Origin of the sequence: Roseibium sp. (assembly GCF_965216085.1) — a bacterium.
Lineage (GTDB): Bacteria > Pseudomonadota > Alphaproteobacteria > Rhizobiales > Stappiaceae > Roseibium.
This window is the reverse complement of record NZ_OZ244138.1, coordinates 3,329,246-3,342,499: the sequence shown is the minus strand read 5'-3', so window position 1 is coordinate 3,342,499 and position 13,254 is coordinate 3,329,246. Positions and strand designations below refer to the sequence as shown.

The following is a 13,254-nucleotide window of genomic DNA, read 5'->3' as shown; positions in this document are numbered from 1 at the left end:
CAGGCTTACTCAGCGGCCGTCTGAACGGGTTCGGCTGCGTCTTCAGCAATTTTGATCAGGGCATTGCCATGCTCTTCGAGATAGCGAAGCGTGAAATTCATGCAGGCGATGCCGTAGTCGCGAGTCCAGTCGGACCCTGCATGTGAACATTCTGAGTCCGCCTCGCTGCACCCAGACAGCAAACGGAGCTCGTCCTCCACTTGTGCTTTGCGCCTGTCGAGTGCGCGTCGCAGCACTTCCGGCGGCAACTTAGCGGCATTCAGGGCAATCAAAAGGAAGGGGGATTTGAAAGTGTCGGGAGCCTGAGGTTCGCACAAGGAACTGATAAATTCCTGGCGTCCAGCCTCAGTGATGGAATAGACCTTCCGGGAGGGTTTTCCGGCCTGCGGTTCTTCGCGCACGGTCACCATGCCGTCGGTTTCGAGACGCGCCAGGGCCGGATAGATCGAGCCAAAGCTGGCGTCGTCAAAATAACTGAAGCGGCCTTCGGTCGATTCTTTCCGGATTTCATAACCGGTCGCGTCGCCGAACGACAGAATAGCTAGGCACAGGCCACGAACGCTCATAATCAATTCCTCTGATATCCGGCGATGCTGGCAGATGCAGTAAACTGCCAGTTTGACGAGATTTATCCCTCGTAAAATTGCCATATGCCGGATCGATATATCGAGTAAATATATATCAGCCCGCTATTTCGCAAGGGCAACTGCGAAAAAAGCCGAGCGGACAGTTAACGAATTTCTGCCGGAAAATAGGGGACTGCGCAAAAATGGCAGGTTGAGACCCTAGCGAATGATACTACTCTATTCACTGAAGGGTAATTTGGCGGAGGCTATGGCGATGTATAAACTCATAGGAAATCTTGGCAAGCGCCTTCTGCCACAGGATCCATTTTTCCGGCTGCTCGCCATAAATGGACTAACTGGCCTTGGAATTTCCGGGCTGGTTCTTGGAGGGATTTTCTATTCCAATATTGGTAATCTGACAGTTCTTGTTCAGGGCGATGAGAGCCCGGTGGTACCTGTCCTTATGCTTGCGGCTGGACTGGTGATTACACTTGGGTCGGTGGTTGTTGGCTCTGCAATCATGTTGTTGGGAGCAAGTGGCGGGAACGGGAAACCAGGGCCGAAATTACCTGAGCTTTTTTCTCTTGAACCTGCTCCGGTGCCTGTACCAATGAGGGCGCAAAGTGCGCGCCGGTCCCGTATTTCTTCCCTTTGAGAAGGACAGACCTTTCTAAACGCACAAGGGTGTCGAGGCCTATAGGCGACTTATTTGGCCAATCCATAGTGACCGATGGATATTTTGCCGGCCGGCACGCGTTCTGAAGACGGTTGCGCGAACAAAGTCATCAGACATGCCGTTAGGATGAGCAGCAGCCCAAGGGACGAAAGTTTCATTTCGCCGCTCCGGTCGAACATGTGGAACTCCTCTTAGATTGAGGCCTTTGTAACCTGCACTCCCGTAAAACTACGGTAATTCTTCCAATAAAATTTTAGCGATCAGCATTTTTCACGAGTAAGTGGTGCCGGTTGGTGTTGTTTGTGTGGCCGTTGCCCTAACGGAATTAACCAAGAGATCGAAAATACCTCCGGGCAAACAAGAGTTGATATTGCAGTGCGTACCACTTCGGTTTACCTGTGATTGCAAGTTAACAATTCGTTAACCTATCGCGGGGGTTGCAGGTGGGATATTTTCTAAGAAATTTCCATATTATTGTTTTTGCATTCGTTTCTATGGCAGCAGCAGTTTGGGTTGGGAACAATCCGGAGCGCGCTGTTGCTCTGATGGAACCGGTCGTTGAAGACGCTGTTGAGCTTCAGGTTATGGCTTCTGCCATCTATAGGAGTGTAGAAACCATTGACTGGCGGGCCTCGGCAGAAGAGGCAAAAACGCTTTATATCACCGCGTTGCGCATGCCGAGCATGATGCTTGAAAGGCTGGAAGTCCGGCTGGGAGAGGTCAATGATCGTTTGCAAGCGGCGGGTGCGGGGAGCGTGTCTGGGCCGGAAAAGAAGTTAAACGGACAGCAAGTGCTTTCGATCCTGAAGGACCTTCAATCTCCGCAAAGCATAGCGATCCGTTAGAACGGTTCACCGGACAACATTGATAGAACACTGATTTACGAGTGGCGGACGATATCGTCTTCTTGAAGATAGGTGCCGGACTGAACTTCGATCATCCGCACCGGTATCCGTCCTGGATTGTGCAATGTGTGCTGCGCCCCAAGCGGCACATAGGCAGATTGGTTTTCGGTCAGAAGACTGACTTCACCGTTGATCGTGATTTCCAGGGTCCCGGAAACAACAACCCAGTGCTCGGCCCGGTGCAGATGGCTTTGCAGGCTTAAGCGTTTGCCTGGCTTGATCATCATGGATTGAACCGCAAAGCGGTCCCCGGAATTGATGCGTTCAGAATACCCCCAAGGCCTGTAGGAACGCGGGTGGCGTTCGGTTTCGCTGCGGCCTTCCGCCTCTAACTGCTCAACAACCTTTTTCACGTCCTGTGCTTGGTCCTTGTGGGCAACCAGAACGCTGTCGGTGGTTGCGATCACCATGACGTTTTCCAGGCCGATGACAGACACCAGCCGTTGATCCGCATACGCCAGGCATTCCTTGCAGTTTAGGAAACGCGCATCTCCAAGGGCAGAGTTGCCTTCCTTGTCTTTGTCCAGAACGCTCCAGATCGCCGACCAGGAGCCAAGATCATCCCAATCCGGCGCAATGGGAGCACAGACGACATTGCCAGCTTTTTCCATGATTGCGTAATCGATCGAGATGCTCTCAAGCTGTGCAAACTTGCCTTCGTCCAGCCGGGTAAAATCCAGATCACTGTGCCGTGTCGCCATGAGCGCTGAAATGTTTTCAAAAAGCGCTGGCTGATAAACCTTAAACGCCTCGATCATCGTTTGGGCGGAATACAGAAAAATCCCCGCATTCCAGACATGGGCGCCCCCCTTTAAGAACTCCTGTGCTCTTGCAAGATCCGGCTTTTCCACAAAAGCACTGACCTTGCGCACTGCTTCATCGCCCGCATCCAATTGGATATAGCCATAACCGGTGTTGGAGGTGGTTGGTGTAATGCCGAAAGTGACAATCCGGCCGTTTTGGGCTGCGTCCTGTGCGGTGCCCACCGCACTCAAGAAGACTTCTTCTTTACCGATTAGATGATCAGAAGGCAGCAGAAGGATGAGGGCATCTGGATCCTTTTCAAAGGCAATCAAGGCCGCCATGAGGGCCGGAGGTGCGGTGTTGCGGCCGACTGGTTCCAGCAGGATCGTGTCGGCTTCGACACCGATTTCCGCCATTTGCTCGCCCATCAAAAACCGGTGTGCATTGCCGCCAATAATGATCGGATTGGCAAAGTCTTTACCGGACACCCGCTTGCAGGTTTTTTGAAACAGGCTTTCCCCGTCAAACAGCGGCAGGAATTGTTTGGGCCGATCCTTTCGAGACAGGGGCCAAAGACGGGAACCAATACCACCGGATAAGATACAGGGAAAAATCATGACGGGTCGTCCTGATGAAAGAAACGGCTGTTTCAGTATATAAGCGAACAGCTTACAGTGAAGTCTTAACGAGGTCGCGGCAGGTTGCAACTTTCCGGCCGAATGGATACATATGTAATAATATTACATAGGTGGCTTCCGGTCACCCAAAAGGCGGTGATTGATGAATGACGTAGCCGACACGCTGGTGCAGCTCAAGCGCGCTGGTATTCGGAAGAGCAGTTCCTGGCTGGTCCGGGGTGTGGATTTGACTGTGTCATCAGGCGAAATCGTGACGTTGATCGGGCCGAACGGCTCCGGCAAATCAACAACGGCAAAGATGGCACTCGGCATTCATAAACCGACGGAGGGCACGGCAACCCGCCGCAAGGGGCTTGTGGTTGGCTACGTTCCGCAAAAACTGTCTATCGACTGGACTTTGCCGCTGACAGTGCGCCGGTTCATGCGCCTGACCAATCCGCTGACCGATTCGGAGTGTCTTACAGCCCTTCAAAGCACTGGTGCTGCCCGACTGCTCGATGAAGAGATGCGCACGCTGTCCGGTGGGGAACTGCAACGGGTGATGCTGGCACGCGCCATCGCCAGGGCACCCGATCTCTTGGTTCTGGATGAGCCTGTACAAGGAGTCGATTATGCGGGCGAGATCGCCATTTACGACCTGATATCAGAAATCAGAAAGACCCTTGGTTGCGGGATTCTGATGATCTCTCATGATCTTCATGTGGTCATGGCAGCCGCCGATCAGGTGATCTGCCTGAATGGCCATGTCTGTTGCCGCGGAACACCTTCAGACGTCAGCAAAGACCACAACTACCACCAGCTTTTTGGCACACGGGCAGGTGGTTCCATTGCAATGTATCAGCATCATCACGACCACGAACATTTGCCGGATGGCACGGTGCGCCATTCAGATGGAACAGTCTGCGATCATTGCCCAGGTGAGCACGGATCCGATGCGGCAGATGACAAGGTGATTGCACCAGACAACAAATCAGAAAGAACGGTAGCAGGTAGCCTGAGCAATGTTAGATGATTTTTTCACACGGGCGCTGATTGCCGGGGTAGGGGTGGCCGCGGTGGCCGGCCCGCTTGGCTGCTTTGTGGTTTGGCGGCGGATGTCGTATTTCGGAGATACTTTATCTCATGCGGCTCTGTTGGGAGTGGCTCTGGCATTGCTTTTGGATGTCAACACAACCCTCGCAGTGGCCGCGGTCTCCGTTGTCTTGGCCTTAATGCTTTTGGCCTTACGGCAGGGGGATACCTTGCCGTCTGACGCTCTGCTTGGGTTGTTATCCCACTCTGCGCTGGCCATTGGCCTGGTTTGTCTTGCCTTTATGACCTGGGTTCGAGTTGATCTTTTGGGGTTATTGTTCGGTGATATCTTGTCGGTCACCCGGCTCGATATCGCGATGATTTATGGCGGCGGAGCCGTGGTCTTGGCCGGATTGATCCTGATCTGGCGGAGCCTCTTTGCAGCAACTGTCAGCCCAGACCTGGCCGACGGAGAGGGGTTGCGCCCGGAACGCGCTGAACTCGTGTTCATGCTTCTGACCGCTATTGTCATTGCCATCGCTTTGAAGATTATTGGCGCATTGTTGATCACCGCTCTATTGATCCTGCCGGCTGCAGCTGCGCGCCGCTGGGCAGGTTCGCCTGAACAAATGGCGCTGCTTGCCGGTCTTGCAGGTGTGATAGCCGTTGTTGTCGGCTTGTATGGCTCGCTTCACTATGACACGCCATCCGGACCGTCGATTGTGGTTGCAGCCATGCTGCTTTTTGTGCTCAGCCTGGTCCCGATACGGCAACTGATACAAAAACTGACAGCAGGAAACCGGGGAGAAACCTGAACATGGCGCACGCCCATCCTGATTTGACAAAAAACCAGGCGCTGGTGTTCGGCAGATTATCGGACGCAAGTGGTCCGCTGACCGCCTATGCGATTTTGGATGAATTGCGCGACAACGGTTTCCGGGCGCCGCTTCAAGTCTACCGGGCTCTGGATAAATTGGTCGATTACGGCCTCGTACACCGACTGGAGAGCTTAAATGCCTTTGTGGCGTGCCGGCACAAGGGGTGTTCGGACCACAAGACGGCTGCTTTTGCGATTTGTGACCTGTGCGGCAACGTTCTGGAGTTTGCGCCCGATCAGGCCATGGAGCATCTTCTTAGCTGGACGGAGAGCCAGGAGTTTCAGTTGTCACGCACCACGATCGAATTGCGCGGCACTTGCAGCTATTGTTCAACTGCCGACAAAGCGGCTAGTTAGGGTTCAGAGCCATAAATGAGATTGAACCCTAAGCCGGAAATACAGGTGTAATCAGCGCGACCAAAACAGCGACCGTGACAGGGATCCGGAGCGCTGGATACCATCTGGGGGCGAGGTGCCGGTTCGTTCTCCACAAGTCATATCCGAGGCATCCGCAGAAACAGGCGGAAAGCGCAAACGCTGGATAGATCCCCGGGAGCAAGAGAGCGAACCAGCCAAAAATTGATGGCAAGACGCCGATAACAAGCCGGGTTGAAGAGACTGGCTTGGTTTGCACATAGGCGATGGCCAATTCCCAACCCCAATAGATTCCGCCAAGAAATGATAAAATCACAGCTCCGTATAACTGCTGGGCGTGGAGCGCGGTTGGCTGACTATCCGCTGGCAAAAAGACCGCCGCCAAAGCAAGCACGACGAACGGAACAAGGCCAAATCCTGTCAGAAAACCAACTGCAAACGGTATTCTATCGGGATAGATAATCTGTTCGGAGGTGATGTTAATATTGTTAGGCATAATCTCACCTTTTCGGCAGTGCCGAATGGTTGAACCCGTTATGCCCACAACACGGAAATGTCGGCGCATTATGCCGGTCGGGCTCTACAGGTGCAAACCCCAATTTACGAGTTTTGGTTGTTGTGGAGTCTATGGATCAGGAACAACTGCTTGGGGGGCGCCGCCCTGATGATCACCGTCTTAACCTCGTGGAATTTACCTGGATTGATAGAAACACCCTCAGTGGTGTCTAATTGAACAGCAAGATTTCGGGTTGCACCGGAGAAGGCTCAATGGTGGAAGAGCTGGGAATTGGCATCTTGGGGTGTGGCAAAACCTCCAAGGCATATTTTGATCTGATTCCAGCGTTTCGAGGGCTGAAAATACGGGCCTGTGCCGATCTGAACCGGGATGCTGCACAAGTCCGCGCAACGGAAAACGATATCCGCCTGGAGACGGTGCACGACCTCTTGATGGCAGAGGATGTTGATCTGATTGTCAATCTGACCACTCCTGATGCACATGGCATGGTCATTCGCGAAATACTCACCCACGGCAAACACGTCTATTCCGAAAAACCTCTTGTGCGGACATTGAGCGAAGGCGAAGCGGTGGTGGATCTTGCGCGCCAACAGAACCTTCAGGTGGGCTGTGCCCCCGATACCTTTATGGGCGGAGCCTGGCAATCGGCACGAAAGGCCATCGACGATGGTTTGATTGGTCAAGTCATTGGAGGCACATGCCACGCGATGGCGGGCGGTATTGAGACCTGGCACCCAAGCCCGGAGACTTTCTACAAAGCTGGCGGGGGCCCTGTTTTGGATTTTGGCCCATATTATCTTGCCGCACTTGTGAATCTGATTGGCCCGGTCCGAAGGGTGTGCGCCATGCACAGTATGCCGCAGACTTTGCGGAAAATCGGCTTCGGTCCGCGCAAAGGTGCATCGATTGATGTTGAAGTGCCGACCACTGTCCATGCTTCGATGATGTTTGAAACTGGTGCATTGATATCGTTCCTGGCCAGTTGGGATGTTGAAGCCCACGCCCACACGCCAATTGAACTTTATGGAACTGAAGGTACGCTTTTTCTGCCAGATCCGGTTTTCTTCGGAGGTGATGTTGTATGCGTGACCAAGAGTGGTGAGCGCAAAGTCCTCGATACAGAAAGTCACCCGTTCAGCCGTCCCAACATCACCAGCCGTGGCCGTGAACGGGCAAGCTATCGTGCCGCAGGTTTGGCGGATATGGTGAGCGCGCTGCAAAGCGGCGGAGAATTTCGCTGCACCATAGAGCGGGCGTTACATTCGGTTGAAGTGATTGAAGCAATCCGTAATGCAGGTGCGACCGGTCAGACCGTAGATATTACACATTCTGCGACCCGCCCGGCGCCACTGTCCGCCGTCGAAGCCGAAGAACTGATGCGGTAATACAACTCTCTAAAATGCAATGGGAATTCCAGTTGCAGGTCCGTTAGGCCGCTTTTATGGTCCTCGCGTGGACTGGCGCGAACAATTTCCGGTCCATCGCACGAGCATTGAGGGAGATCGGGCATGCTGCTGTTGATTGCCGGACTGATTCTGTTTTTAGGATGCCATTTTCTGCCGGTGTTTCCAGCTAGAAAGGCCGCATTGGAAGATAAACTCGGACCGAATGGATACCGCGGCTTATTTTCGCTTATTTCTGCGATTGGTTTTGGTCTGATCATCTATGGCTATGGTGCCGCCCGGGCCGAAGGGCCTTTCATTGTTTACGATCCGCCGTTCTGGCTGCGCCACGTCACCATGCTATTCATGGTGCCAGTGTTCATTTTTCTAGTGGCTGCCTATGTTCCCTGCCGGATAAAAAATGCACTGAAGCATCCGATGCTGGTTGCTGTGAAACTCTGGGCATTCTCGCATTTGCTGGCCAATGGCGATCTGGCGTCTGTTTTATTGTTTGGCAGTTTTTTGTTTTGGGCTGTCGTCGACCGAATCTCTGTCAAGCGTAGAGCACCTAGCGGTGCTGCTGAGGCGGTAGCTCAGCCCGGCCGGTACTCCGATATCGCCGTTATTCTTGCCGGGTTGGTGATCTATGGTCTTTTCTCTTGGAAACTTCATGTGCTTTTAATTGGCGTTCCGGTGGGGTAAAGCGCTCTGTGGCGCTTTAGGCTCACAGCGAACTTCGCAAAAAACACCTTTTTGTGGGCAGTTGCCCCACTTGCGCCACGATGGGCAGCTTAAAGCCCGGTCGGGGAATTGCCCGAGCCGGATCAAATGGATAATGTGCGCTCCTTGGTGAGGTAGCCAATCCGGAGAACCGGACCGGCGCAGTAGAGTGAATGCAGGAACAAGACACGCATGTCTGATATTTTTCGTGAGGTCGATGAGGACATCCGCCATGAGAAGTACCGTCGGCTATGGACCCGTTTCGGGGCCTGGATCATCGGCGTTGCTGTCCTGATTGTAGTTGGCACGGGCGGATACCGTGGCTGGCTCTACTGGCAGGAAACTCAGTCGCAAACCGCAGGCGATACTTTTCTAGAAGCAGTCAGCTTGTCGGAAGCAGGGCAATACACGGAAGCAGCCGCGCTCTATGGTGAGTTGGATGGAGCCATCGGTGGATATCCGGCGCTGGCACAAATGCGCCGGGCATCCGATCTGGCAAATTCCGGCGATGCGTCGGCAGCGCTGGTAGAGTTCGATGCGCTGGCGCGGGACAACAGCCTAGCACCATCCCTGCGGGATATCGCATCCTTGCGCGGTGCTTATATTGCCGTGGATCTGGAAGACTATACCGCGATTGCCGACCGGATCGAGGGCTTGACCGGTGATACTGGCGCGTTCCGCGCGGCCGCCCGCGAGCTGCTTGCTGTCAGTGCTTGGAAAAGCGGTGATGCTGAGACAGCGCTTAAATGGATTTCCGCATTGGAAGATGACACCGAAACCCCACAGGGTATCAGCCAGCGTGTAACGCTTTTGGCGAGCCTGATCCGGGGGCAAACCGGCGCACAACCTGAGGCGGGTGAGGGTACTTCGCAGTGATTGATATGATCAAACAATCGGTCAAGGGCCCCGTTCTTGGGACCCTGGCGCTGTCGGTGTTTCTGACCGGTTGCGGCGCAGTCAGCGAATTCAGCGGCTCGATCAATCCCTTTAGCCGGGAGAAAATTCTCCCTGGAGAACGCCAAGCGGTGTTTGATGGTGTTGACCCGGCAGCCCAAACACTTGGCAAGGCTGCGAAGATTGGCCCTGCAAGTGGTGGTCAAACTTGGACAAGTGCCGGGGGTGGGCAAACCAATGACCCGGGCAATGTTGCTGTGTCTGTCTCCGGCAGCCGGGCCTGGCAGGCCAATGTCGGTACATCCGGCCGTGGATTAACGTCCTCTGCATTGCGAATCTCGTCCCGCCCGGTCAGCGATGGCAGCCGGATTTATGTATATAAGCCCAACGGTGAAGTCGTCGCTTTGTCGACGGCAGGTGGCCGCCAGTGGACTCAGAACTTGCGCCCGGAAGGTGAGCGTGATGTTGGGCCTGGTGGCGGCGTTGTCGTTGATGGCGGTGTTGTTTACGCAGCCACCGGTTACCGCCAGGTAGCAGCTCTGGAGGCCGGGTCCGGCCGGGTGATTTGGACCGCAGAAATGGACACCCCGGCGCGGGGCGCACCTTCGGCCGGAAATGGGCACGTCTTCGTAGTGAGCCAATCCAACGAAGTTTATGCGTTTTCTCAGGAAGATGGCAGCGTGGCTTGGACCTTTGCCGGGATTGAGGAAACTGCTGGAGTTCTTTCCGCGGCCAATCCGGCAATTTCTGGCGGCCGTGTGATTGTGCCGTTCTCCTCTGGAGAAATTATGGCGATCAACATCAAATCGGGTGAGCCAGAGTGGATCGATGGGGTGGCCCGCGGTTTCCGGACACTTGCGCTGTCCGGACTGGCTGATGTGTCGGCAAGTCCAGTTGTTTCAGGAAAACTGGTCTATGCAACCGGCGTGGCTGGCAGAACGGTTGCCGTAGATGCACGTACCGGCCAGCGCCGCTGGGATCAAAATCTTGGCAGTGTGCATACGCCAGTTGTGTCAGGCAACGCACTTTTCATGGTTGATCTGGACGACCGGATGGTCGCTTTGGACAAGGACAGCGGCGAGACCATGTGGGCGACGCAATTGCCCAAGCCGGAAAAGAAAAAGCGCCGCCGCAATTGGGCAGGGCCGGTACTGGCAAATGGTGCGCTGGTTGCCTTTGCCAGCGATGGGCAAATTGCCATGGTGGATGCAGCGTCCGGTCAGATTATGACCACCCAGCGGACCAATACGGATGTGTTCGTCACACCGATTGCTGCCGGTGGGCGTGTTGTTGTGCTGACCGGTAAAGACGGTGTGGCCGCTTTCAACTAGATCACGGGCGCTTGGCTCCAATGGCCAGGCATTTAAAAGCTGATCTATCTAGTGTATCTGAGCACCTTATCCTTGTCCGGGCGGGCAGGGGTAAGGTGTTCTGAGTTTTGTTCAAAGGCCGGACTTAAGAAAAGTCCGCCTGTCAGGAGTAACTGCCGTGGGCGCTACTGTCGCCATCGTCGGACGGCCGAATGTCGGTAAGTCCACTTTGTTCAATCGTCTTGTCGGCAAACGCCTGGCGCTGGTTGATGACACACCGGGTGTAACGCGTGACCGCCGTCCGGGCGAGGCCCGGTTGGGCGATCTGCGCTTTACCATCATCGACACCGCCGGTCTGGAAGATGCGGACAAAACTTCGCTGGAAGGCCGCATGCGCCGCCAGACAGAAGAGGCCATTGAAACAGCCGATGCGGTTCTGTTTGTAATTGATGCGCGTGCGGGTGTGACACCGCTGGATGCACATTTCGCCGATGTAGCGCGCAAGACAACCCGTCCGGTGATCCTTCTGGCCAACAAGGCCGAGGGCCGGGCTGGTGAGAGTGGCCTTTATGAATCTTATTCCCTTGGCCTTGGGGAGCCGATCGCAATTTCCGCCGAACACGGCGAGGGCCTGGCCGATCTCTATGATGCGCTGAAACCGCATGTTGACCGGGTCACGGAAGAAGAAGACGCTCGCCGCGAGGAAGCCGTCACCAACGTTGATGTTGATGAAGACGGTGAAATCGTCGATGACGAAGATCCGGTCGGAACGAAAGAACGGCCTCTCCGTGTTGCCATTGTGGGCCGGCCGAATGCCGGTAAATCCACTTTGATCAACCGGATGCTGGGCGAGGATCGGATGCTGACCGGACCGGAAGCCGGCATTACCCGGGATTCCATTTCCGTCGATTGGACCCGGCACGACCGGCACATCAAACTGTTTGATACCGCTGGCATCCGCAAGAAGGCACGGGTCCAGGAGAAGCTGGAAAAGCTCTCTGTCGCCGATGCCCTGCGGGCGATCAAGTTTGCCGAGGTTGTCGTCGTCACGCTGGATGCGACCATGTCGTTTGAAAAGCAGGATCTGCAGATCATCGACCTTGTGGCCCGCGAAGGTCGCGCGCTGGTGATCGCGATCAACAAATGGGACCTCATTGAAGACCGCGAAGCGGCCTGGAAAAAAATCAGGGATGCCAACGAGCGTTATTTCAATCAGATCCGAGGCGTTCGCATTGTGACGCTATCCGGTATTCAAGGGCAGGGGATCGACAAGCTGGTTGAAGGTGTTTTTGCCGCTTATGACGCCTGGAATGCCCGGGTTTCGACTGCCGGCCTCAATCGCTGGCTTGAGCGGGCAACCACCAGTCACCCGCCGCCCGCCGTTGCCGGCCGCAGGGTGCGCATTCGCTACATGACCCAACCCAAAACCCGGCCGCCGCATTTTGTCGCCTTTAGCTCGCGGCCCGAGCAATTGCCGGAAAGCTATACCCGGTATCTCGTCAATTCCTTGCGTGAAAAGTTCGACATACAGGGAACGCCGATCCGGCTGTCCTACCGCAAGGGTGACAATCCCTACGCACCGAAGAAAAAACGGAAAATTCAATAACCCGCACAGTTCCTGCTGTGATTTCTAGTCCCGGCGCTCTCTGCCGGGACACATTGTTCTATCCTTCGTTTCAAGGAGATCCTTTATGCCATCGGAACGGCTCGCTTTTACCGAAGCTCTTGCACAGAAGGCCGGCGTTGTTGCGCTCGACTATTTCAAGAAACTCGACACGCTGACAATCACGCAAAAGGGCCATCAGGATCTTGTGAGTGAAGCAGACCGGAACGTTGAAACCCTGATCCGGGAAGAGCTTGCAAAAGCGTATCCAGACGATGGGATCCTCGGTGAAGAACATGGAATGGAGGAAGGCGAGAGCGGCTACACTTGGGTCATTGATCCAATTGATGGAACGGCCAACTTCGTCACCGGTATTCCGCAGTGGTGCGTCATCATTGCCTGCGTACAACAGGGGCAGACGCTGCTCGGTGTCATTCATGATCCGGTTGCCGGTGAAACTTTCTCAGCGCTCGCTGGCGGTGGTGCCTTTTTGAATGGCAAACCAATCACAGTGTCGGACAGCGACAGCGTTTCCGTTGGCTCGGTTGGCGTGGGCTTCAACGGCCGAACGTCGGTCACTGACGCGGTCAATGCGGTTGGAGCGTTGGTCTCTAAAGGTGGTGTTTTCTTCCGCAATGCGTCTGGCGGCTTGATGCTGGCCTATACCGGGGCAGGGCGTCTGATCGGCTACATCGAATCCCACATGAACGCCTGGGATTGCCTGGCCGGTATGCTGCTCATCCAGGAAGCGGGCGGCAAAGTGCAAGAGCAGGATATCAATCACGCGCTTTATCATGGGACCAGAGTCGTCACCGGTGCACCTGGTGTCTTTGGTGAGTTGACCGAAATTGCCGAAAGTTCCTTCGCCCCGCTACAAGCGGCGGAGTAGGTAAAATCTCTTTCAATCCAAACATGCAATTTTAACTTCTGATTGTAATATCAGGTCGAGCAGCCTCGATGGGTTACACTCATCGAGGTAAGCCTAGTTTATTAGACGCATCGGATTTGAAGATGAAGAGTTCAATACCAAATTGGT

Annotated in this window: 15 protein-coding genes; 11 read left to right on the top strand and 4 right to left on the bottom strand. The window is 54.7% G+C overall.

The window, feature by feature from the left end; all coding sequences use genetic code 11:
- Positions 1-5: 5 nt before the first annotated feature.
- A complete protein-coding gene (locus ACOOFE_RS15705; protein ID WP_420410921.1) occupies positions 6-566 on the bottom strand; it encodes a helix-turn-helix transcriptional regulator in 561 nt (186 codons plus the stop codon).
- 274 nt (positions 567-840) lie between these two features.
- Here ACOOFE_RS15705 and ACOOFE_RS15700 point away from each other — a divergent pair, with 274 nt between their 5' ends.
- On the top strand, positions 841-1,221 hold the full coding sequence (locus ACOOFE_RS15700) for a hypothetical protein (protein ID WP_420410920.1): 381 nt from the start codon (positions 841-843) through the stop codon (positions 1,219-1,221).
- Positions 1,222-1,271: 50 nt separating this feature from the next.
- On the opposite strand, the gene ACOOFE_RS15695 is transcribed toward ACOOFE_RS15700, so the two are convergent.
- The gene (locus tag ACOOFE_RS15695; protein ID WP_420410919.1) at positions 1,272-1,421 is read right to left on the bottom strand and encodes a hypothetical protein; all 150 of its coding nucleotides are present in this window, start codon (positions 1,419-1,421) and stop codon (positions 1,272-1,274) included.
- 315 nt (positions 1,422-1,736) lie between these two features.
- On the opposite strand from ACOOFE_RS15695, the gene ACOOFE_RS15690 reads away from it, so the two are divergent.
- Positions 1,737-2,087, top strand: coding sequence for a hypothetical protein (locus ACOOFE_RS15690; RefSeq protein ID WP_420410918.1), 351 nt, complete (start codon positions 1,737-1,739; stop codon positions 2,085-2,087).
- 35 nt (positions 2,088-2,122) lie between these two features.
- Here ACOOFE_RS15690 and ACOOFE_RS15685 read toward each other — a convergent pair whose 3' ends face one another.
- Entirely contained in the window at positions 2,123-3,508 is a 1,386-nt protein-coding gene (locus ACOOFE_RS15685) for a mannose-1-phosphate guanylyltransferase/mannose-6-phosphate isomerase (RefSeq protein ID WP_420410917.1), read from the bottom strand.
- 163 nt (positions 3,509-3,671) lie between these two features.
- On the opposite strand from ACOOFE_RS15685, the gene ACOOFE_RS15680 reads away from it, so the two are divergent.
- Genes ACOOFE_RS15680 through ACOOFE_RS15670 form a run of 3 tightly spaced genes read left to right on the top strand, consistent with a single transcriptional unit; the run spans position 3,672 to position 5,774 of the window.
- Positions 3,672-4,541, top strand: a complete 870-nt coding sequence (locus ACOOFE_RS15680) for an ATP-binding cassette domain-containing protein (protein WP_420410916.1) — start codon at positions 3,672-3,674, stop codon at positions 4,539-4,541.
- The gene (locus ACOOFE_RS15675) at positions 4,531-5,355 is read left to right on the top strand and encodes a metal ABC transporter permease (protein WP_420410915.1); all 825 of its coding nucleotides are present in this window, start codon (positions 4,531-4,533) and stop codon (positions 5,353-5,355) included. Before ACOOFE_RS15680 ends, ACOOFE_RS15675 begins: the two co-directional genes overlap by 11 nt.
- Positions 5,356-5,357: 2 nt before the next feature.
- Positions 5,358-5,774: a Fur family transcriptional regulator gene (locus ACOOFE_RS15670; protein WP_420410914.1), complete on the top strand. Its 417-nt coding sequence runs from the start codon at positions 5,358-5,360 to the stop codon at positions 5,772-5,774.
- Between the two features lie 28 nt (positions 5,775-5,802).
- Here ACOOFE_RS15670 and ACOOFE_RS15665 read toward each other — a convergent pair whose 3' ends face one another.
- Positions 5,803-6,288 (bottom strand): DUF3429 domain-containing protein, encoded by a 486-nt coding sequence (locus tag ACOOFE_RS15665; protein WP_420410913.1) that lies wholly within the window; start codon positions 6,286-6,288, stop codon positions 5,803-5,805.
- 272 nt (positions 6,289-6,560) lie between these two features.
- Between ACOOFE_RS15665 and ACOOFE_RS15660 the strand changes: the two genes are divergently transcribed.
- The 6 genes from ACOOFE_RS15660 (at position 6,561) to ACOOFE_RS15635 (ending at position 13,107) form a co-directional block, all read left to right on the top strand.
- Positions 6,561-7,694, top strand: a complete 1,134-nt coding sequence (locus ACOOFE_RS15660; protein WP_420410912.1) for a Gfo/Idh/MocA family protein — start codon at positions 6,561-6,563, stop codon at positions 7,692-7,694.
- Positions 7,695-7,817: 123 nt separating this feature from the next.
- Positions 7,818-8,393 (top strand): NnrU family protein, encoded by a 576-nt coding sequence (locus ACOOFE_RS15655; RefSeq protein ID WP_420410911.1) that lies wholly within the window; start codon positions 7,818-7,820, stop codon positions 8,391-8,393.
- A 210-nt stretch (positions 8,394-8,603) separates the two neighbouring features.
- Positions 8,604-9,287: a tetratricopeptide repeat protein gene (locus tag ACOOFE_RS15650; protein WP_420410910.1), complete on the top strand. Its 684-nt coding sequence runs from the start codon at positions 8,604-8,606 to the stop codon at positions 9,285-9,287.
- A 5-nt stretch (positions 9,288-9,292) separates the two neighbouring features.
- Positions 9,293-10,636, top strand: a complete 1,344-nt coding sequence (locus ACOOFE_RS15645; RefSeq protein WP_141188847.1) for a PQQ-binding-like beta-propeller repeat protein — start codon at positions 9,293-9,295, stop codon at positions 10,634-10,636.
- 157 nt (positions 10,637-10,793) lie between these two features.
- A complete protein-coding gene (der, locus tag ACOOFE_RS15640; RefSeq protein WP_420410909.1) occupies positions 10,794-12,221 on the top strand; it encodes a ribosome biogenesis GTPase Der in 1,428 nt (475 codons plus the stop codon).
- Positions 12,222-12,306: 85 nt separating this feature from the next.
- Positions 12,307-13,107 (top strand): inositol monophosphatase family protein, encoded by an 801-nt coding sequence (locus tag ACOOFE_RS15635; RefSeq protein ID WP_420410908.1) that lies wholly within the window; start codon positions 12,307-12,309, stop codon positions 13,105-13,107.
- The last annotated feature ends 147 nt before the right edge of the window (positions 13,108-13,254 follow it).